Origin of the sequence: Streptosporangium becharense (assembly GCF_014204985.1) — a bacterium.
In the GTDB taxonomy this organism is placed as follows: Bacteria; Actinomycetota; Actinomycetes; order Streptosporangiales; family Streptosporangiaceae; genus Streptosporangium; species Streptosporangium becharense.
This window is the reverse complement of record NZ_JACHMP010000001.1, coordinates 5,363,101-5,383,647: the sequence shown is the minus strand read 5'-3', so window position 1 is coordinate 5,383,647 and position 20,547 is coordinate 5,363,101. Positions and strand designations below refer to the sequence as shown.

At 66.8% G+C, this 20,547-nt stretch carries 18 protein-coding genes; 8 read left to right on the top strand and 10 right to left on the bottom strand.

Annotation, left to right across the window (positions count from 1 at the left end; all coding sequences use genetic code 11):
* Window positions 1-38 precede the first annotated feature (38 nt).
* Window positions 39-725, top strand: a complete 687-nt coding sequence (locus F4562_RS23590; protein WP_184541103.1) for a DUF4352 domain-containing protein — start codon at window positions 39-41, stop codon at window positions 723-725.
* Window positions 726-925: 200 nt separating this feature from the next.
* On the opposite strand, the gene F4562_RS35955 is transcribed toward F4562_RS23590, so the two are convergent.
* The 4 genes from F4562_RS35955 to F4562_RS23575 are packed head-to-tail and all read right to left on the bottom strand — an operon-like array spanning window position 926 to window position 4,385.
* Window positions 926-1,060 (bottom strand): SRPBCC family protein, encoded by a 135-nt coding sequence (locus tag F4562_RS35955; RefSeq protein WP_260315923.1) that lies wholly within the window; start codon window positions 1,058-1,060, stop codon window positions 926-928.
* A complete protein-coding gene (locus F4562_RS23585; protein WP_184541104.1) occupies window positions 1,057-1,755 on the bottom strand; it encodes a hypothetical protein in 699 nt (232 codons plus the stop codon). Before F4562_RS23585 ends, F4562_RS35955 begins: the two co-directional genes overlap by 4 nt.
* Before the next feature lie 40 nt (window positions 1,756-1,795).
* Window positions 1,796-2,695 carry a 5'-methylthioadenosine/S-adenosylhomocysteine nucleosidase family protein gene (locus tag F4562_RS23580; protein ID WP_184541105.1) on the bottom strand — a complete coding sequence of 300 codons (900 nt, stop codon included), beginning with the start codon at window positions 2,693-2,695 and terminating at the stop codon, window positions 1,796-1,798.
* Window positions 2,696-2,705: 10 nt separating this feature from the next.
* Entirely contained in the window at window positions 2,706-4,385 is a 1,680-nt protein-coding gene (locus F4562_RS23575; RefSeq protein ID WP_184854793.1) for an AbeC-like domain-containing protein, read from the bottom strand.
* Between the two features lie 153 nt (window positions 4,386-4,538).
* On the opposite strand from F4562_RS23575, the gene F4562_RS23570 reads away from it, so the two are divergent.
* A complete protein-coding gene (locus F4562_RS23570) occupies window positions 4,539-5,252 on the top strand; it encodes an NUDIX hydrolase (protein ID WP_184541286.1) in 714 nt (237 codons plus the stop codon).
* 91 nt (window positions 5,253-5,343) lie between these two features.
* On the opposite strand, the gene F4562_RS23565 is transcribed toward F4562_RS23570, so the two are convergent.
* A complete protein-coding gene (locus F4562_RS23565; protein WP_184541107.1) occupies window positions 5,344-6,570 on the bottom strand; it encodes a DNA sulfur modification protein DndB in 1,227 nt (408 codons plus the stop codon).
* 227 nt (window positions 6,571-6,797) lie between these two features.
* Here F4562_RS23565 and F4562_RS23560 point away from each other — a divergent pair, with 227 nt between their 5' ends.
* The 4 genes from F4562_RS23560 (at window position 6,798) to F4562_RS23545 (ending at window position 15,021) form a co-directional block, all read left to right on the top strand.
* Window positions 6,798-8,945, top strand: a complete 2,148-nt coding sequence (locus F4562_RS23560) for a hypothetical protein (protein WP_184541108.1) — start codon at window positions 6,798-6,800, stop codon at window positions 8,943-8,945.
* A gap of 79 nt (window positions 8,946-9,024) precedes the next feature.
* Window positions 9,025-10,659, top strand: a complete 1,635-nt coding sequence (locus F4562_RS23555) for a type I restriction-modification system subunit M (protein ID WP_184541109.1) — start codon at window positions 9,025-9,027, stop codon at window positions 10,657-10,659.
* Entirely contained in the window at window positions 10,652-11,815 is a 1,164-nt protein-coding gene (locus F4562_RS23550) for a restriction endonuclease subunit S (protein ID WP_184541110.1), read from the top strand. The genes F4562_RS23555 and F4562_RS23550 overlap by 8 nt, the downstream gene beginning before the upstream one ends.
* 8 nt (window positions 11,816-11,823) lie before the next feature.
* On the top strand, window positions 11,824-15,021 hold the full coding sequence (locus tag F4562_RS23545; protein WP_246473529.1) for a type I restriction endonuclease subunit R: 3,198 nt from the start codon (window positions 11,824-11,826) through the stop codon (window positions 15,019-15,021).
* Window positions 15,022-15,170: 149 nt separating this feature from the next.
* On the opposite strand, the gene F4562_RS23540 is transcribed toward F4562_RS23545, so the two are convergent.
* A complete protein-coding gene (locus tag F4562_RS23540) occupies window positions 15,171-15,404 on the bottom strand; it encodes a DUF397 domain-containing protein (RefSeq protein WP_312872160.1) in 234 nt (77 codons plus the stop codon).
* Between the two features lie 99 nt (window positions 15,405-15,503).
* Entirely contained in the window at window positions 15,504-16,367 is an 864-nt protein-coding gene (locus F4562_RS23535; protein WP_184541113.1) for a helix-turn-helix domain-containing protein, read from the bottom strand.
* A 217-nt stretch (window positions 16,368-16,584) separates the two neighbouring features.
* On the opposite strand from F4562_RS23535, the gene F4562_RS23530 reads away from it, so the two are divergent.
* Together F4562_RS23530 and F4562_RS23525 are read left to right on the top strand one after the other, a co-directional pair.
* Entirely contained in the window at window positions 16,585-16,863 is a 279-nt protein-coding gene (locus tag F4562_RS23530; protein ID WP_184541114.1) for a hypothetical protein, read from the top strand.
* Window positions 16,860-17,267 carry an ATP-binding protein gene (locus F4562_RS23525; RefSeq protein ID WP_184541115.1) on the top strand — a complete coding sequence of 136 codons (408 nt, stop codon included), beginning with the start codon at window positions 16,860-16,862 and terminating at the stop codon, window positions 17,265-17,267. Before F4562_RS23530 ends, F4562_RS23525 begins: the two co-directional genes overlap by 4 nt.
* A gap of 186 nt (window positions 17,268-17,453) precedes the next feature.
* Here the strand turns inward: F4562_RS23525 and F4562_RS23520 are convergent, their stop codons facing one another.
* Genes F4562_RS23520 through F4562_RS23510 form a run of 3 tightly spaced genes read right to left on the bottom strand, consistent with a single transcriptional unit; the run spans window position 17,454 to window position 20,499 of the window.
* A complete protein-coding gene (locus F4562_RS23520; RefSeq protein WP_184541116.1) occupies window positions 17,454-18,041 on the bottom strand; it encodes a hypothetical protein in 588 nt (195 codons plus the stop codon).
* Window positions 18,038-20,257, bottom strand: a complete 2,220-nt coding sequence (locus F4562_RS23515; RefSeq protein WP_184541117.1) for a hypothetical protein — start codon at window positions 20,255-20,257, stop codon at window positions 18,038-18,040. The genes F4562_RS23520 and F4562_RS23515 overlap by 4 nt, the downstream gene beginning before the upstream one ends.
* The gene (locus F4562_RS23510; protein ID WP_184541118.1) at window positions 20,254-20,499 is read right to left on the bottom strand and encodes a hypothetical protein; all 246 of its coding nucleotides are present in this window, start codon (window positions 20,497-20,499) and stop codon (window positions 20,254-20,256) included. Before F4562_RS23510 ends, F4562_RS23515 begins: the two co-directional genes overlap by 4 nt.
* Between the last annotated feature and the right edge of the window lie 48 nt (window positions 20,500-20,547).

The window sequence follows — 20,547 nt, the reverse complement described above, 5'->3', positions numbered from 1 at the left end:
TCGCATTTTCCCGAATTCCCCCGAAAGTGAGCTTTGTCGTGTACGAAAACCAGCCACCACAGCCCGGCCAGCCCCATCCCGACCCCTCCCAGCCCGGCTACCAGCAGTCCGGCCAACCTCAGCCCGGTCACCCGCAGGCGGCGCCGGTGCAGAAGAAGCGTGGTGGCTGCCTGCGCATGTTCCTCGCGGGCACGGCCGCACTGGTGGCCCTGGTGGTCATCGCCGTCATCCTCAGCGGAGGAGATGAAACCTCCGGCACCCCGGACGGCACGACCGCACCCGGCACCTCGGCCCCGTCCAGCGGGCGGGACGATCAGAGCGAGCGGAAGCCGCCAGGGATCGGCGACGTGGTCAAGGACGGCAAGTTCTCCTTCGAGATCACCAAGATCGAGAAGGGCCTCGCCCAGGTAGGCCAGGGCTTCGCCGCCTCCAAGGCCCAAGGCCAGTACGTCCTCGTACACGTCACCGTGCGAAACATCGGCGACGAGGCTCAGCTGTTCGACGGATCGGCACAGAAGCTCATCGACAGCGAGGGCAGGCAGTACGACACCGACTCGGGCGCCGCCCTCGGCCTGGAGGGCTCCAACGCTTTCCTCAACAACATCAACCCCGGCAATTCGGTGAGCGGGATCCTCCTGTTCGACGTCCCCAAGGACTTCAAGCCCAAGGCGATCCAGCTCCACGACTCCATGTTCTCCGGCGGGGTGGAGGTCAGACTGCGGTGACCGCCCGGCTCACATACCGGGCGTGCAGCTGTGAAGGTGGCCGTAGCACTTCTGGGTGATCCGCATCAGCTCGCTCATGTCCCTGATCTTCCCTTCCCGGACCTCCGCTCTCCCTCGTTGCCGATTGTGACGATCACCGCCAGCCGGAGCATCCGGCGAGCACGGAAAGCGCGTGGGCCCTGGCTGCCGCCGCGGAGTCGTCAGAGCGTCTCGGCGAGGGTGACGAGCCGGTCATGCGCCGTACCCCAGCCCTCGCCGAAGCCCGTGTCCACGTGCCGCTTGTTGTCCTGCGGCGTCTGGCGCATGCTGCACGAACGCCCTACCAGAACCGTCATCCTTGAGAAGGCGGAAGATCTCCACTGCCGGGATTCACAGGCCCTCCTGTCGGGCGACTGTGATCCCAGGCAGTGTTGAAGAGAAGTAGTGCGTAGTCGTACATCAGCCCAGGACGGCGCGCGACCATACACGGCGAGTTACGGCCGTGCTGTGTCTGTCGGTAGATGGTGAGGTAGGCGACCTTGTCGGTGATGATGACGCGGTGCATGTTGGGCAGGTCGTAGAACCGCAGTGAGACGGCGTGACGGTGCCGGGCGACCTCGTTCACATAGGCGGCGTTGACCCGCACCTGTTCGGCGAGCAGACCGGAGGAGAAGCCCAGATCCACCCGGCGCATCTCCTCCTCCCGCATGGAGAGCCATGAGCCAGGGCCGAGGTCCGCGTCGGGCAGGAGGACCTGCACGAACTCCAGGCGCCTGCCCGCGGCCTCCCAGACGGCGGCGAACCCATCGCGCGTCAGCTCGTTCCCACGCCCGGCGAGAACACGCACCCAGCGCGCACGTGCCAGTTCGACGGCCAGTTCCGAAGAGGCCAGGTGCTGCCGGGCGAACACACGACGGACTCCCAGCCCCGTCAACCGGGAGAGCAACGCGACCGGCCACTGGCGGGAACGCATGGAGAAGAGCCAGCCCCCGGCGACGGTGAGGGCGGTGGCGAGGAGAGAGCTCACCACGCCGAGCACGAACGCGTCCACGTCTCATCCCCTTCGTCGAAGACCACGGGAAGCTGGGATGTCAGGTCCTGCCGATCACCAGATAGGGGAGGATGCTGCGCAGGACAGTCGCCGCATGCCAGGCGGCGGTGTCGTGATGGGCGTCGTTCTTGTCCCAGTCGGCGTCGTCGGAGATGCCCCGTACGACGACCCAGCCGCGGACGACCTGGGGGCCGTCCTGCTCGTGGAACGCCTGGGTCAGACCACCGGCTTCCATGTCCACGGCGAGGATCTTGTCATTGAAGCCCTTCAGGTATCGGATGATCTCTGATTCCGCATCCGCGATCACCGCTTCGCCGGAGCCGATCGGACCGGTGAGCACCCGGTAGTCACGTATGACACCGTCGGTGCCGACGGTGGAGACTTTGGCCGGCTCGCCGTGATCGGTGAAGAAGGACTGGACGGCACGGCCGATCACCGCTGGCGTTTCCCGCTCGTCTCCTCTGCGTCGCCGCCCGTCAGCGGTTTCCTTACGGAGGTCGTAGTAGACGACCTGGGTGGCCACGACGACGTCGTCGATCGCGACGTCCCTGTGGATGCCACCGCCGATCCCGGCGAGGACGACGACGGCGGGGTTGTAGTGCCGGCGGAGGTTCTCGAAGGCCATCACGGTCGATCTCTGCCCCTGGGACAGGGCACGGACCGCGGCGACCCTCGCGTCCACGCCCCGGACGCTCACAGTTCCCTCGAAGAAAGGAATCTCACCGCTCCGGACACGTTCCAGACCGAGCGCCTTGTGAACCGCCCTGGCCTCCTCAGAAAGGATGGTGACCACCCCGACATCGGCGCGTCTGGCGTGTTCTGCTTTTTCTGCTTCCTTCTCCCGGGCGGCGGACACGTTGACCGTCGCGCCGTGCCCGAACGCGGACTGGCTGATCTCCATGGACCCTCCATAGCTCACGACGCCACTGTTACCGTTCATGATTTCCTCCTCATTCCGCCGGTGAGTCTCCGTGGTTTCCGTCGGGCTCTCGGACGTCGACGCGCACATGCGCTTTGGCACCGACCGCCGTCTGATTCATATCTATCTTTCCGCCCATGTTGAGCACACCCATGTTGACGATGCTGGTCGCCTTCTTATTGAAGGCCGAGACGTCGATTTTCTTTGAATTAAGGAATTCCTCGGTCGCTTTCAGAAGCCGCTGCTCGATGAGCTTCATGTAGTCATAGATGGTGGTCCTGTCCAGCTGCGCCTGATTCCAGGGAGTCGACTTCTCCTCCCTGACGCTCAACTGAGCGCCGATGACCGCTCCACGGCGGCGGACGAGCAGACGGTTCTTCCGCGCTTTCACGGCACCGGCCAGAAGCACGGGAGCCTCGGCCATACATCGCACCCCCGCCAGCTCAGCCGGGAGGTTGACCAGTCCGCGCAGTGCGGAACGCAGCACCGCACCCGCGCCGTCCTCGCCGAAAGCGTCGAGCAGGTGATACTCGACGGGCGTGCGGGTCAGCGCGCAGGCGGCGAAATCGAGGCTGAGAGCCCGCCCTTTGACGCTCACCCGCAGGAAAACCGTGGTCACCACCTCTCCGGTGACGCTCGCCCGGATCTCCAGGAAGTGATGGACGATTCCGTGAGGGTCGTCGATCACCTCGTCGATGCCGTATCGGCCGGGTCGCTCCCGCAACCAGTCAGGGCCGGGCCGGACGTCGGTCTCCGCGATGTAGAGCCGATCGTTTCTCTCGAAACCTCGCAGCCTGGTCGGATCGTTGACGTCCCCCATCGGCTCCATCGCCTTCTTCAGATGCGCCACGAGTTCGCACGCCCTGAACGGCGAGGCCAGCCGCTCGCGCTCCTCCATCGAGCCGTCCGCCCTTTCGGTGCTCAGAAGCTGGATGGTGAGCGGGGGTTGCCAGCGGTGCACGAGTTTTCCGCTCCCTATGAACGGGCTCGTCTCGCTGTCCAGCAGATCGAAATCAAGCTCCCCCGGCTTCTCCTCGGTTTCCCTGGGTGAAGGTCTGCGATACACCACATAGGGGTGGAACTGCTGATCGTTGATCGCCTGCTCACGCCTGGTCAGCTTTGACGGCGATAGCGAGTCGGCCCTGTACATGCGGTTGAGGCACAGCTGATGAACCGCACCCCTTCCGGCCACTGCGAGGACGACGAGCGACGCGAGGAGCATCGCCGTCGCCGCCATCTCACCCAGCGGCACCCGGGAGATCTCCGCCAGCAGCGGCGGTGCCACGATGAGGACACCGCACCCCATGCCACTGAGGCGGAGAAGACGTTCCTGTTCCCGTAACTTGTCCACCTCGCTTCGCCACCGCGTCCGCCACAACCACCTGTCCACCACCTTTTTGGCTCGGAGCGGGAGCACCACCCGGGCACTCCTGATCACCAGGCGGGACAGGCACCACAGTCCGATCCCGCTGACGACGGTGAGAGCGGCCGGCGGGTTGACCCAGAAGCCGGTCACGAACACCGCCAGAACGCACACGTGCTGGCCCGTCTCCAGGGCCCACGCCTTCCAGGCGTGCCTGACGACCGGAACGAGATCGAATCCGTAGGACGGGGCGACCATGCGTTTCGTGTCGTTGTGCACCTGACGGAGGACGATGCGCCGGAAGGCGGGGTCGAGGTACACACCCGCGCAGAGGTGCCGGGTGGCCATGTCCTGCCTCAGGGACTCGCGGTGTTCCCCTTCGCCTCGTGTTGCCTCGGATCGGGCCATGCCACGCTTCCTCCGCCTTCCCTTTAGGTCCACTTGACCATAAGTCGCCGGACGGTTTGAGTCAAGGTGACCTTTAGTTAAAGTGTTCACGTGATGGAAAGATCCGGCCGGAGCCGAGCGTCGGTCACCGTGACGGTCGATCTAGTGATCTTCACTGTCCGGCGGAGCCGGCTACAGGTCTTGCTGATCGAACGCGGCAACCAGCCGTACCTGGGACAGCCGGCGTTGCCGGGGGGGTTCATCCGCGACGGGGAGACCCTGGACGAGGCCGCCCTGCGGGAGTTGAGTGAGGAGACCGGGCTTGACGGCCGCACACTGCATCTGGAGCAGTTGCGCGCCTACAGCGACCCGGACCGCGATCCACGGGGCAGAGTCATCACGGTGGCCTATCTCGCACTCGGCCCCGATCTGCCGCTGCCCGTCGCGGGTACGGATGCCGCGGCGGCACACTGGGAACCGGTCTCCTCGGCTCTCGCCGACGACACGTCACTCGCCTTCGACCATGCCGCGATACTGCGTGACGGGCTGGAACGGGCGAGATCGCAGCTTGAGCACACGACGGTGGCCGCGGCGTTCTGCCCCGAGCCTTTCACCGTCGGCGACCTGCGCCGCATCTATGAGGCCGTGTGGGGCTTCAGCCTCGACCCCAGCAATTTCCGCAGGAAGGTGACACGGACGGAGGGGTTTCTCAACCCCACGGGTGAGCGCCGCTCCTCCGAAACCGGCAGGCCCGCGGCCCTCTACCGGCGGGGGGCCGCGTCGCTGCTGATCCCGCCGTTGCTGCGATCAGGTGAGGTGTCCTCCTGACCCGGAGCGTGCGGCGGGTTCCGTTTGCGGGGGCTCGGGATCCGGGCCGAGCGGGATGTGCCCGCGCAGCCCGGACCCGTCACAGCCCCGGTCACCAGCCGCGAATCTTGCGACCGTGCTCGGTGTCGGGATGCAGCAGGGCGTCGGCGACGCGTCCGCCGGAGTCCTTGGCCCCGCCGCCGAAGTTGAGAGTCCCCTGGGCGTTCGCACTGGCGGCGACACCGTCCCAGTAGCGGGCCTCACGCTCCCAGCGCACCGAGTCCAGCAGCTCGGTCAGCTCGTCCTCGGTCAGCGGCCGACCCGAGGTGGCCCAGCCGGTGGCCTGGTGCGCGGCGATGCCGATCCCGGCGAGGACGGCCGGCGCGGAGACGGCACCACGTGCGGCGAAGTGGGGGTAGAGCCGCGCGACCAGCGCCGACAGCAGGGGGACGAGCCGGCGCTCGGACTGCTCCGCGGTGACCCCGTCGGGCAGGTCGCCCTCGTGCACGGTCGTGGAGGACAGGGCGAGACCGGCCCGCCCGTGCAGCGCGGTGATCACCAGCACTCGCAGGGCGGAGAGGGTGACGAGCTCGGGATCGGTCTTGGTGAGCTGGCGCTTGCGCGACTGCACCAGCTTGGCGAACGGCATGATCTTCCCGTCGTGGTCGACCTTGACCGCACCGGCGACACGGTGGGCGAGCTGAGTGCCGATGTCGCGCTGGTCCATGGACATCGCCAGGTTCTTGGCGACCGGCACCCCCTCGACGTTGCGGTCGTAGAAGATCTGCCGGGCGTCCTCGACGCTCAGCCCGAAGTACAGCTCGAACGGCACCCGCACCCTGCCCAGCCGGTCGTACGTGGTCCCGAAACGCTCCGGGTCGTCGTACAGCTCGTGCCAGGCGGCGACCTGGGTCTCCCCGTCGATGGCCACCACGGGCGTGCCCGGAGTCATCGTGACGGTTCGGATGCCACTGCCGGGGATCAGCTCGTCGCCGACCGCGCCGAGCTGCCCGTCCAGCCATAACGTGATCGGCGGGGTGGACCAGCCGGCGCCGTACTCCCCGTTCACGGCAGAGGCGATGTAGGAGGCGTACGAGGTGACGTTCCGCCCCTTCTGAGTGGACTTCAGCATCCGCTGCACGAGACTGCGGACCTCGGCGTGCCGGCGCAGAGCACCGGGGGCGTACTTCAGTGCCCGCTTGTCCTCCTCCGTCTTCGGGGAGGGCACGAGCTGGAGCAGCGTCGACAGCCCCATCGTCCCGATCACCGCGTCCGGGCGGAACGGGGTCACGGTCAGCTGGATTCCTTCGACGGTCGTGGTCGGCATGGTCAGAGTCATGGTCCGGGGGCTCCTTCTCGACACGGAACGGCCGGGACGGCGGGGATTCGCGAGGCCCGGCGCACTGCTGTGATGTTGCGAGTCGAGAGTGACCTCTTTCACTCTCCCAAGCAATCGCAAAGTTGATAACCCGGGTTATCAAGATTTCTTCAATGTCGATGCCTGAGTGTGCGTAGAGTGCGGTGCACCGCGATTGGGCGGCGATTCCGAGGAAGGAGAGCCGGCGGATGTCACACCTCCGGTCCACGCCTCCCGGAACGCCCGACCTCTGCCCGGCTCCCCTGGTCTCCATGGCCGAGATAGCCGCGATGGCCCAGGTCAGGCGGCCCGTGGTCTCCACCTGGCGCCGCCGGTACGACGACTTCCCCGCCGCGGTGCCCGGAAGCGCCGGACGGCCGCGGTTCCACAGCCGGGAGGTGGTCGACTGGCTGATCACCTCGGGCCTGGGCAACACCGACCCGGCCCGCCTCCGGGCCGAGCCCGCCCTCCACTCCATCGCCGCCCACGCGGACCGGTTCGGCCCGCGCCGGCTCGTCGAGATCGTCGGCAGCCTGCTCTGCCTGCGTCACCTCGACGAGAAGCCGCTGCTCCCCGGCGCCTCGGACGACCCGCGCGGAGACGCGCACCTGGACCCGGACGAGACGTGGGCCGCCCTCCGGCGCCGCGCCGAGCGGATGGACGCCGAGGACGAGCTCGTCCTGCGGGAGCTGCGAGCCACCGACGGCTCGGCCGTACCCCTGGCCCGTCTCGCCGAAGACCTGGTCGAGGCGGCCTACACCCCGGCAGGCGCGTACGAGCAGCTCCTGGCGGCACGGGCCCGCCTCGGCCTGGCCGAACTCACCGCCGACGCCCTCACACCCGAGCTCCTCCGGCTGCTCGTCCGGCTCGCCGACCCGCGATCCGGGGTGGAGCGGCACGGCACGGTCACCCTCGCCGATCCCCACGCCGGAGCGGGAGACCTCCTGGCGGCGCTCGTCCGCGCGGTGGAGGATCCCACGATGATCCGCGCGCTGGCCGCGGAGCCCGACGAGTGGCTCGCCCGCCTCACCCGCCGCCGGCTCCTGCTCGGCGGCGTCGACGAACTCGACCTCGACGTGCGTGTCGGCGCCGACCTGGAGGAACGACTGGCCGACCTGGATCTCATCGTCACCCGCCTCCCCTACCGGGCCGGGGAGACCCGGTCGAAGCTGGCCGCGCTGGAGGCCGTCGAGCGGGTCTGCGACCTGCTCGGCCCGGGCCGCACCGCCGTCGTGCTCGGTCCCGCCGACGCCCTCGTCGGCGCACTGCCCGACACGCAGGAGGCCCGGTTCCGCTCCACTCTCCTGCGCAGCGGCATCGTGGAGTCCGTCGTCACCCTGCCCGGCGGCGTGACCCCGTACCGCCCCGGCTACCGCTGCGCGTTGTGGACGCTCACCCGCGACCCGATCACGGCCGTGCGCGGCTTCGTCCTCCTCGCCGACCTCGGTGCCGAAGCACTGGACGAGCGCGTCCGGGCACGGCTGGCCGAGGACGTCCTGCTCTGGCGCGCGGAGGGGCGCCGCTCCGACGGGCACGACCCCCGCTACGGCCGCATCGTCCCCGTCGCGCGGCTCGACGCGGAGTTCGGCGGCCCGCTCGTCCCGATGGAGCCGCCCGTCTCCCACGTCCTGGCCCGCACGGTGACCGAGCGGCCCGCGCTGATCGCCGAGGCTGAGGGACGGCTGGAGCAGGCCGACGAGCACGCCCGGCGATACACCGGCGAGTACGGCCGCCTGCGCGGCGGCGTCGTACTGCGCACCGGCGAGCGACCGGGGCTCACCACGGTCGGCGCGCTCATCGCGGCGGGACGCGTCACGAAGGTCAGTGGGCACCGCCTCGACGCGCGGCACCTGACGGCCGAGGGCCACCACCCGGTGCTCGGCCCCGAGGAGGTCATCGGTGACCTCCCGGCCGGCGCGCGGCGCATCGACCGCGCAGTGCTCGCCGGCTACGAGTACGCCGCGTTCACCGAGCCCGGTGACCTCGTCTACACCCTCACGCCCCGGCTCGGCTTCACCGTCGACCACGAGGGCACGTGCGTGGTGGCGTTTCCCGCCCGCGTCCTGCGCGTCGCCCCCGCCTCCGAGCGTCCGCTCACACCCCGCGTCCTGGCCGCCCTGCTGAGCGCGGCCAGGAACACCGGCCGCAGCCGCGGCGCGGTACGGCCCGCGCGGCGGATCGAGGACTTCGTCCTCCCCGACCTCGACCCGGCGGACGCGGCGCGGCTCGACGCCCTGCTCGCCGAGGTCGAGCGACGGCGGGAACTGCTGCGCGCGCAGGACGACGCCCTGGAGGAGATCCGCCGCCTGACCGTCGCGGGTTTCGCCGACGGCACTCTGACCATCGACGATTCCTGATACACCACCATCTACCGCCACGATCCCCGTACGCCCCTCGCAGAAGAAACACGTCCCCCTCGCAGAGGAAAGAGGAACGATGCCTCCACGCAGACGAGCGACCCCCGGCCAGGGCGAGTTGCCCGGCGTCTCCAGCACCAAGGAGATCCAGGACATCCTGTGGAAGGCTGCGGACAAGCTCCGCGGCTCCATGGACGCCGCCCAGTACAAGGAATTCGTGCTGGGGCTGGTCTTCCTCAAATACGTCTCCGACGCCTTCACCGAGCGCCGCGACGAGCTCGCCGCGGACCCGGAGCTGGCCGAGCTCCCCGAGCACCGCCGCGCCGCCTTCCTGGAGGACAAGGACGAGTACACCGAGAAGAACGTCTTCTGGGTGCCGCCGGCCGCCCGCTGGGACCACATCGCCGCCAACGCGCAGAGCGCGGACAGCGGGGTCGGCGCGCTCCTGGACGCTGCCATGGACGCGGTGATGAAGTCCAACCCGACCCTCACCGGCGTCCTGCCGAAGATCTTCAACCGGGACAACGTCGACCAGAAGCGGCTCAAGGAACTCGTCGACCTGATCAGCGACGCTCGCTTCACCGGCCACGGCGACCGCCCCGCGCAGGACGTGCTCGGCGAGGTCTACGAGTATTTCCTGGAGAAGTTCGCCCGCGCCGAGGGCAAGCGCGCCGGGGAGTTCTACACCCCCGCGAGCGTGGTGCGGCTTCTGGTGGAGGTACTGGAGCCGTACGAGGGGCGGGTGTACGACCCGTGCTGCGGCTCGGGCGGCATGTTCGTGCAGTCCGGCAAGTTCGTCACCAACCGGCGGGGCCGCGACCACAGCCACGACATCGCGGTCTACGGGCAGGAGGCCAACGAGCGCACCTGGCGGCTGGCGAAGATGAACCTCGCCATCCACGGCATGGACCCCAAGGGCGTGGGCGACCGGTGGGCCGACACCTTCGCCGAGGACAAGCTGCCCGACCTCAGGGCCGACTTCGTCATGGCCAACCCGCCGTTCAACATGTCCGACTGGGCACGCAAGGCCGACGACCCGAAGTGGCGGTACGGCGTGCCGCCGCAGTCGAACGCCAACTACGCCTGGCTCCAGCACATCATCTCCAAGCTGGGCGATCGGGGCAGCGCGGGTGTGGTGCTGTCGAACGGGTCGATGTCGTCCAAGTCGTCGGGCGAGGGCGAGATCCGCGCGGCCATGGTCCAGGCGGACCTGGTGGCCTGCATGGTGGCACTGCCCGGCAACCTGTTCCGCACCACCGCGATCCCTGCCTGCCTGTGGTTCCTGACCAAGGACAAGACCCCGCAGGGCGGCAAGGCCCTGACCGACCGCCGCGGCGAGGTGCTGTTCATCGACGCCCGGAACCTCGGCACGATGGTCGACCGCACCGAGCGTGTTTTGACGGACGAGGACATCGTGAAGATCGCCGACACCTACCACGCCTGGCGCGGTACGAAGTCGGCGAAGGAGAAGGGGCTGACGTACGAGAACGTGCTCGGCTTCTGTCACTCGGCGGCGTTGAAGGAGATTCGCGAGCACGACTTCGTGCTCACGCCGGGGCGGTACGTCGGCGCGGTAGAGGTCGAGGAGGACCCGGACGCGGAGCCGGTGCAGGAGCGGATCGCCCGGCTGACGAAGGAATTGTTCGAGCACTTCGAGGAGTCGGCGCGACTGGAGAAGGTCGTGCGGGAGCAGTTGGGGAGGATTGATGTCTGAGTGGCCTACGGTCCGATTCGAAGAACTCGCAGCGGCAGAGAAAAGCGCATTCTCAAAGCCTTACGGGTCTGCGATCACCAAAGAGGACTACATCCCCCAAGGGATTCCAGTAGTCCGCGGAGTCAATCTCAGCAAAGGCGTGTTCCTTGATGATGAATTCGTGTTCATCAGCGGCGAGAAAGCTGATCAGATACCTGGAGCAAACTTAGCACCCGGCGATTTGGTCTTCACTCATCGGGGCACAGTAGGACAGATATCAATGATCCCTCGCACACCCCGATACCATCGGTACGTCCTTTCAACAAGCCAGGTTAAAGCCCGTCTTGACCCTAAACGGTCCCTTCCGGAGTTCTACTACTACTGGTTCTCATCCCCGGACGGCCAGCATGAGCTCCTCCAGAACGTATCAACCGTTGGCGTCCCCGGCCTGGGGCAGCCGGTAGCGACAATCAAGTCGCTTCGGGTTCCAAGCCCTCCGTTAACTATCCAGAAATCTATCGCAGCAGCGCTCGGGGCACTGGACGACAAGATCGCGGTCAACGAGCGCATCACATTGACAGCGCTTGAGTTGTCTCGTTCCATCTATAGGAATTTTTCTGCAGATGCAAGCACCTCTTCCGAACTAGGGAATTTCGTATCCCTTAAGTACGGTAAAGCACTTCGAGAGGCAGAACGCCGGGAAGGTGCTACACCCGTCTACGGATGCACCGGGCAGGTAGGTTGGCATGACACGCCACTGACATCCGGTCCGACTCCTGTGGTCGGAAGAAAGGGAGCAAATGCTGGCTGGGTTTCCTGGTCACCCAAGCCTTGCTGGGTGATTGACACAGCCTTCTTCGTGGATATCAACGCAAAGTTCATATCTCCTGAAGTTGCATTCCTCATACTGGAGACCGCAAACCTTCCCGCACTCGTGGGCGACTCAGCTGTGCCCGGGTTGAATCGAGATGCTGCACATAAGCAGCTCATCAAGGTCTTGGAACCGGCTGCGGCGGCTGAGGTGTCCGAACGCGTACGACCACTTATGACTCAAGCAACACGGGTGGAGCAGGAGTCTCGCACCCTCGCCGCCCTGCGCGACACCCTCCTCCCCCAGCTCATGTCCGGCAAGCTGCGCGTCCGGGATGCGGAGCGGATCGTCGAGGACGCCTTATGACCGGCGGCATGCACAACGGCAAGATGACCGAGGCCGTCTGGGAGAGGCTCGCCCTGGAGGAGCTCGGGAAGCTCAGCTGGGAGCCGGGAGAGGGCAAGGGGATCGCACCCGGCTCCGGTGGCCGTGTCACGTGGGACGACCTGGTCCTCCACGACGAGCTGCGGGCCGCGATCGAGCGGCTCAACCCCGAGTTGCCGCCCGCCGCCGTGCACGAGGCCCTGGGGGTCGCCACCACCCCCAAGTCCCGTGAGGCGTTCGCCGAGAACCGGCTCGCCCACGAGCATCTGATCTCCGGCATCCGGGCCGTCACCTACACCGACGAGTTCGGCGCGGAGCACACCCCGACCGTCCGCCTCGTCGACCTGCGCGACCCGAACAGGAACACCTACCGCGCCGTCAACCAGGTCACCGTCATCGACGGCGAGCATAGGCGCCGCTTCGACGTCGTCCTCTACGTCAACGGGCTGCCGTTGGCCGTCATCGAGCTGAAGAGCGCCGCCGACGAGCACGCCACCCTCAAGGACGCGCACGCCCAGCTCGGCACCTACCTCGACGAGTTCCCGCTCGCGTTCCGCTACAACGTGCTCTGCATGGTCTCCGACGGCGTCACCGCCAAGTACGGCACGCCGTTCACTCCGTACGAGCACTTCGCACCGTGGAACATTGTCGAGAACGGCGAGCGCGTCGACACCGGCGCACTCGGCTACGACGGCGAGGAGGCGATGTTCCTCGCCCTGCACGGCCTGTTCGGGCAGCGGCGCTTCCTGACCCTCGCCGAGAACTTCGTCAACTTCACGCCGACCGGCAAGCGCATCGCCAAGCCGCACCAGTATCACGCCGTCACCAGGGCCGTCGCCTCCATCGTCGAGGCGTCGCGGAGCAACGGGCAGGCCGGCGTGGTCTGGCACACCCAGGGTTCCGGCAAGTCGGAGGAGATGGTGTGCGTCAGCGCGCTGGCCTCCCGGCAGCCCGCGCTCAACAACCCGACGATCGTCGTCATCACCGACCGCAACGACCTCGACGACCAGCTGTTCGGCACCTTCACCGACAGCCAGGTCCTCCTGGGGCAGACCCCGGTCCAGGTCCAGAGCCGCGAGGAGCTCCGCGACGAGCTGACCCGCCGCCGCACCGGCGGGATCGTCTTCACCACCCTGCAGAAGTTCGGCCGTACCAAGCAGGAGAAGGAGGCGGGCATCGACCACCCGCTCCTGTCCGATCGGCGCAACATCCTGGTCATCGTGGACGAGGCGCACCGCAGCCACTACGACAGCCTCGACGGCTACGCCCGCCACCTGCGCGACGCCCTGCCGCACGCCACGCTCATCGCCTTCACCGGCACGCCCATCTCCAGGGCCGACGTCAACACGCGCGAGGTGTTCGGTGAGTACATCGACGTCTACGACCTCAAGCGGGCCGTGGACGACGAGGCGACCGTCCGGGTCTACCACGAGCCGCGGCTCATCCCGGTCTCGCTGCCTCCGGACGTAGACCCGGAGACCATCGACCAGAAGGCCGACGCGCTGACCGCCAACCTGGACGACGCCGAGCGTCGCCGGGCCATGCAGTACGCCGCCCAGATGACCAACGTCTACGGCGCACCCGACCGGATCAAGACCCTCGCCGAGGACCTGGTCGCCCACTGGGAGAAGCGGTCGGAGCTGATGCGTCCGCAGATCGGCGGGCCGGGCAAGGCGATGGTCGTCTGCGTCAGCCGGGAGGTCTGCGTCAGGCTCTACGACGCCCTCGCCGACCTGCGGCCCGACTGGGCCGACGAGGCGGTCGACAAGGGCAAGATGAAGATCGTCTTCCACGGTGATCCCAGCGATCCAAAGCACCTGCGCGAGCACGCCCTGCGTCCCTCCCAGCACAGGGCCGTCCAGGCCCGCGCCAAGGACCCCGACGACGAGCTGGAGCTGTTGATCGTCCACTCGATGCTGCTCACCGGCTACGACGCGCCGCCGATCCACACCCTCTACATGGACCGGCCCGTGCGGGGTGCGAACCTGATGCAGGCCCTGGCCCGGGTCAACCGCCGTTTCCGCGGCAAGCAGGACGGCCTGCTCGTCGGCTACGCCCCGCTCACCGAGAACCTGAAGAAGGCCCTGGCGGAGTACACCCCGAGCGACCAGCAGGACCAGACTCTGGGCAAGGACATCGACCGCGCCATCACCGAGGTCCGCAACGAGTACACGACCATCTGCGGCCAGCTCGCCGGTGTCGACTGGCGGGCGTTGCTCACCGACACCTCTCACCCCGAGCCGCGCCTGCACACCCTGCGCCGAGTGACCGAGTATCTACGCAACCCGCGCACACCCGGCAACCAGGTGGAGGGCGACGCCAAGCCGCTCTCCACCCGTTTCAAGGAGAGCGCCACCCGCCTGGAGCGCTTCCACCGGCTGTGCGCGATGAGCCGGGAGATCTCCGAGCGCTTCGAGGACCTGAAGACGTGGCGCCGAGACATCGCCTTCTTCGTCGAGGTGCGGGCCCGGATGGTGAAGCTGGACGTCGCAGACCGCGAGGCCGCCGGCAAACCGGTGGCCGACGAGGTCAACCTCTACCTGTCGCAGCTGGCCGCCTCCGTCGTCGACGCCGAGGAGATCACCGACCTGTACGCCGAGGCCGGCATCGGGCTGCTCGACATCACCCGGCTCAACGATGAGCACCTGCGCAGACTCCAGGAGTCGGAGACGCCGCACCTGGCCGCCGAGGCCCTGCGCCGGTTGATCCAGCAGAAGATGCGTGAGGTGACCCGGCACAACATCGTCCGCCGGGAGAGCTTCACCGAGCGCCTCGAAGACCTGATGATCCGGTATATGCGGCAGCAGCTCAGCAGTGCAGAGCTGATCGCCGAGCTGGTCGCCATGGCCCGGGAGGTCTCCGCGGACGCCCGGCGCGGCGAGCGCTTCGACCCCCCGCTCAACCACGCCGAACTCGCCTTCTACGACGCCGTGGCCCAGCACGGTATGGCCCGGGCCCTGATGGGCGACGACACCCTCGCCGAGATCGCCCGCGCGCTGGTCGCGGACATCCGCAAGAACCTGAGCGTCGACTGGCTCTCCCGGGAGCCCGTACGGGCCAAGCTGCGCACCCGCGTCCGGCGGCTGCTGGCGAAGTTCGACTACCCGCCGGAGGAGGAGCGCCAGGCCGTGGACCTCGTCATCAAGCAGATGGAGACCTTCGCCAACGAATGGGCACCGAAGGCGTAGCGGCGGGTGCTCATGCCTCCGTCTCCGGATGCCACCGGACTATCGTGCCCATCCGGTGGCATCCGGAGACCCGGGTCACACATCCCCGCGCTCGTCTCACCCTTCCCCACCGGCGGCGGGGAAGGGTGAGATCGCGAGCATCTGGACGATCAGGCCGGATCGGTGAAGGCACCGCCCTTGATGCCGGTGATGAAGGCGTCCCATTCGGTGGGGGTGAAGGACAGGACCGGGCCGTCGGGGTCCTTGGAGTCACGGACCAGGAAGAGGTGGTCGGCGTCGGTGGTGGGTTCGGTGGTGGTGGAGGCGGTGTCGGCGAGCATGACTTCGACGCAGTCTGGGCCGTTGCCACTTAGGGAGCTCTTACGCCAGATACCAACTTCCACGCAATTAGAACCGTTACCGCTAAGACTGCTCTTAAGCCACACGATGCGAGACACGTCCACTTTGGAGCCTAGCCTTTCCGATCAAGTAGAAGCTATTTCTCAGGAGGACTTCTCGGCCATCTCTGAGATCAACGCTCTCGACTCGTCGGGGCCGAGTGCCACCGCCCGAAGGTGGTCAAACGCGAGCGTATACCAGTACATTTCAGCATCTTTTTCTACATACAGACTACTCGTCATGCTCTCGACGTACACCACGTCAGGGTCGTAAGGCTCACGAAACTCCATGATGGCGAACGTCCCAGCGGTGGCGGGGTGAACTCCTGCGCTGAACGGCAACACCTGGATCGTGATGTTGTCTCGGCCAGCGAACTCAGCAAGCTTGGCGTACTGGCCGCGCATGGTCTCTGCTGAGCCGACCCGTCGAGCGAGGACAGCCTCATCAATCACCGTCCAGAACCGAAGAGGGTTCTCCTCGCGCAGCAGGAGGTTCTGGCGAGTCATACGAACTTCGACACGTCGATCGACCTCTGCAGGTGGAGACAGAGCCATGAGAGCCGAACGAATGACCTCCCGGGCGTAGTCCTCAGTCTGGAGCAGACCATGGACGAGCATGCCGTCGAAGCTGCGGATGAACGCGGCCTCCGCCTCAAGCTGAATGTAAGTCGCATAGTCGCTGGGCAGAGAGTCGGTGTAGGCGTCCCACCATCCCTTCGTACGCGCCGTTCTCGCCAGCGCATGCAGGACGGTCCGCTTGCCCGCGTCAAGTTCGTACAGATCGAGCAGACGAGTGAGATCTGGGGATGTGATCCCGACTCGGGCCGTCTCAATCCGCGAGACCTTCGCGGTGGACCAGCCCACACGCTCAGCAGCTTCCTCGATCGTCAGCGCTTTGCGCTCACGCAGCCTGCGTAGTTCGCTGGCCAGCCGCCGACGTCGAACAGTGGGGCCACGCCCTCCTGCCACATCAACCTCCCCAGATGACTACGGACAGTGTGCCGTTCGACACCATTCCGTCGCACTGGAACTCCAGAAAGAATCGAACGGTAACTTTGCAGAATCAGTTGCTAACTGAGCGTACTCGATGAAATATCTGGTGGTGTTGCAATGCCAACAGTCGTAGCGGCACGCAAATCAGGACGATGCGTGACCAAACACCACAGGCGGAAGGGTAGGCGAGCGGATGAAGACACGTGATCTCGAAGGGTGGGATGGACGGTTGGTGGAGCTGGCCTGGGAGTTGAGTGCTCTCGGGTTCGACTCCGTGGTCCGGTTCCCGTCCGACGAGCCACCGAGCGTGCAGATCTTCCTGTCACCGGGCCGGCCCAGGGCTACGACCGCGCAGCGGGGCCGTACCTCGGTGTTCACCTGGCCCCGGTACTGTGCCCAGCCGAATCGTGATCAATGGGGCCGTACCAAGATGCGGGTGGCGGCCGAGCGGATCCTGGAGGCGGCGCGGTGAGAGCGCTGGGATTACTGGGACAGGTCGACCTGCCCGCCGAGGTCGCGGCCGTCCCCCGTGCCCGGCGCTATGTCCGCGACCTGCTCAAGGGCGTCGACCACGCCCGCGCCGACGACGCGCTGCTGCTCGTCAGCGAACTCTTCACCAACGCCGTACGCCACTCCGACTCCGGCCGCACCCCCGGCGGGAGAGTGATCGTGGCCGTCGCCGACCATCTCGGAACGCTCCACGTCGACGTGATCGACGGCGGATCGACCGAACGTCGTCCTCACGCCCGCCCGGATGTGAGCCCCGACAGCGGCGGCGGTCGCGGGCTGTGGCTGGTCCAGGAGGTGGCCACCGCCTGGGGCTGGTACGAGACCTTGTCCGGCCGCGTGGTCTGGTTCCAACTGGCGAAGCCGTGAAGCGGTCGAGTGCGTCATCTGACCCCTGTCAGGTCACGCCGGATCACCTGACGAGGTTCCCGACGCCCGCGCAGGGCGAACCCCTCCCCTCGGCAGGCGATCCCGCGTTCGCATCACACGGAGCGCGATCACAGATACCCGGCCGCTTCGTTCGCGTTCCGGATCGAGGGTGTCAAGGCTCTCGAGCTACTCACCGGGCGTGCACTTGTGGAGCCGGCCGTAGCGCTTCTGCGCGATCCGCATCAGCTCGATCATGTCCCTGATCCCGTCCCGGCCCTTGGCGATCTGGGCGAGGTAGAGGTCGAGGATCCGCTTTTTGCCGCCACAGGAGAACCCCGCGACCACCCGGTAATGTTGGTCTTCGGCCTGAACAATCGGGAAATACGCCGCGTAACCCTCGCCGAGGTCCCCAGGCAGCTTCGTCGCCCCATACCGCGTGAAAACGGCACGCCTGTCATCCATGAGGAAGTCGATATGGTCGCGCTTCGTCTTGGCGGTTTCCTGTGTCCACGCCACTCGTAACGAGTCAGGTAGAGCATCCTGTGTCCAACAACTACCGGTCTCCTTACTACCGGTGCTCTCCTCGTTCAGTAACGTCTTTACACCACTGACCAAGCGAAGCCCCTGTTCGGGAACAAGCCCGCAAAGATAGGGGGCCGAATCGACAACCGGGATGACAGGAGCAGGCGTGGAAACGATCGCCTCATCTGGCGTACAAGCCGAGATGAGAAGCATGACAGCAGCCAGTACGCCACCTCGCCGGAGAAGCTTCACTTACCGTCTCCCTTGGAGGATGGGATCTGAAGGCTGAGATAGTCATCCACCTCGCTGGTTATACGGAATGTCCCCCTAAATCGCTCAAGCAGGTCGGCACTTCCACTGTTCTCATTAACCCACTCAAGGAATTCTTTATAGTCACCTGGACTCATCTCAGTGAAAGACTTGATCTTCGGCGGGGCTCCAACGAAGAAAGATTGACCTTCGAGTTCGACGTCATCCAGCATCCCCTTCTCCAGCATTGCCGTGGCGATCATCTGTTCCGCCAGTCTCTCCACCCCGATCCGGTCGTTCGCCAGCGTCCGGTATGACTCGTCCAGCTTCGGCGTGCCCTCCGCCGCCAGTCGTGCGGCCTGCTTGGCGCCTTCGTCGTAGGCGATCCCCCAGGTCTTCTCGTACACGTTGGTCATCAGCTTGCTGAGAGCGCCTTCGGCCTGCGCGCCGACCCACCGGGAGCCGGGAACCGGGAGCACCCCGACCGCGTCGCGCACCATGGTGCGCAGTGCCTCGGACGCCTTCTTGTCGTCCAGTCCCTCGGCGATCAACGCCTGGCGGCGGATCTCCACGATGTGTGAGAAGGGACGGGCCTCGGAGACGATCCTGTCGACGAGGAACTGCCTGACGTCGTCCTTGCCGACCTTGCCGTCGTCGTCGAAGTCGAACTTCTTCAGGTCGGCCTCGGTGAAGCCGAGTTCCTTGAGGTTCGACTTCTTCAGGCCGAGCGGGGGCACGGTGGCGAGTGCCGCCTTCATGTGCTCGGTCTGGGCCCGGACCAACGCCTCGAAGCCCTTGTCGTCCCGGGCGGCCAGGGCCAGCGCATAGGACAGGTCGGTGGCGTCGGCCTTGTCGAAGGTGCCGTGGTGGATGAGGAGTTCGGAGAACTGGTCGATGTTGGCCGCCATGGCACGGGCGAGCGGGTAGCGCAGGAAGTCGTGCCGGTCGAGTTCACCCCTGTTGGTGATCGCCAGGTTGCCGGTGTCCGCCTTGCCGAAGGACTTGCGGATCTCCCCGCCCAGGGTTTTGATCATCTCGGCGGCCAGCTTCTTGGAGGTGGCGTCCTGGTCCGTCGTGGTGTTCAGCAGCACGTTGACGAACGTCCCGTAGGAGCCGGTGTAGCGGAAGGCACGCAGCCGCGTCGTCAGCAGGTGGGTGAGCACGGAGTGCTTCCAGCCGGGCGGGGTCCGGCTCAGCAGGGCCTGGGACGACTCCTTGCTGGTCGACGCTATGTGGAGCAGATCTTCCAGTACCGCCGGCCTGACCTTCTTGGTCGCGTCTCTCCACGTCTTCTGCCCGGTGTGCAGTAGGGTGCCCAGGCCCAGCGCCGCACCCAGGTCGAACAGCGGGACCTGGCGGCCACCGCCGATCACCTCACCGAGCACGTCCTTGCTCGCCGCCCACCGGTTCTTGTACTGCTCGTGCTCGTAGGCGACCACGTCGCTGCCGACCACCTCCATGAACCGTGCGGAGAACGGCGGTTTCCCCTCGTGTGCCCGCCAGATGAGCGCCTGAGCCTGGTATCCCCCGTACTTCGTGTCACCGAAGGTGTGCTGTGCCCTGCCCTGCGCCGCGAGTTTCTTGAGGAAGTCGTCGCCCATGTACGCCTTGTTCTTCGGGTCCGTCCCCCGGGCGAGCGCCGCGCTCAGCAGGCGCAGGGCGTCCTTGCCCTGCGCGGAGAGGCGGTCCACGCTCGCCGAGTCGCCGTGGTTGAGGCGGTCGCGCAGTTGCGCCGCGAGCGAGCCGGGGAGTTCGGTGATGCCCTTGGCCCCCAGCTTCCGCAGGAACGCCTTGACGAACTCCGGGTCACCGGCCCGTTTCGCGTACTTCTGCAACTGGGCGAGTGCCTTGGCGTCGCCGCCCGCGGCCAGCAGCGCCGCGTTGGACGCCACCGTTCCGTCCAGCAGCCCCTGCGCCGCGTCGAGCCCGTCGGGCATCTCCAGGAAGGAGCCTTCGGGGCGGGAGGTCCCGAAGCTGACCTTCTGCTGCTCCATCTCGCGGATCAGCGTCTGCCGGCGCCGCAGGTCCTCGGCCTGCTTGCCGACCCGGCCGGCCAGCTCGCGGATACGCAGCGCCGGCGCGGTGTCCAGCCCGGCGCGCTGGAGTTCCGCGTACAGGGTCTGCGCCAGCCGTTCCAGTTGCCCAGCCGCCTGGGTGTGCTTGCCGGTCATCGTGTCGAACTCGGGTTGCTTGACCCCGCTGAAGCCTGAGCCGGTCATGTCGTCTTGTCCGGCAGTGACGCCAGCTTCCGCTGAGCGCTGTGCACCGCCCGGGCGAGCTGGTCGCGCAGCTCGCGCTGGTCGGCCTGGACGTCGGTGCCGAACTTGCTTCCCGTGGGCCCCATCCACGCGTTGTCCGCCATCAGGCGGCAGGAGTGGTCGAGTGCCCACCAGTGTTCGTCCGACAGCCGTTGGATCCGTTCCACCACCGCTCGCATCGCTTCGCGATCGAGGTCGGCCACGAAGATCTCCCCGTATGGCTCGCCGTACAGAAACAGATCAAGAGGCGG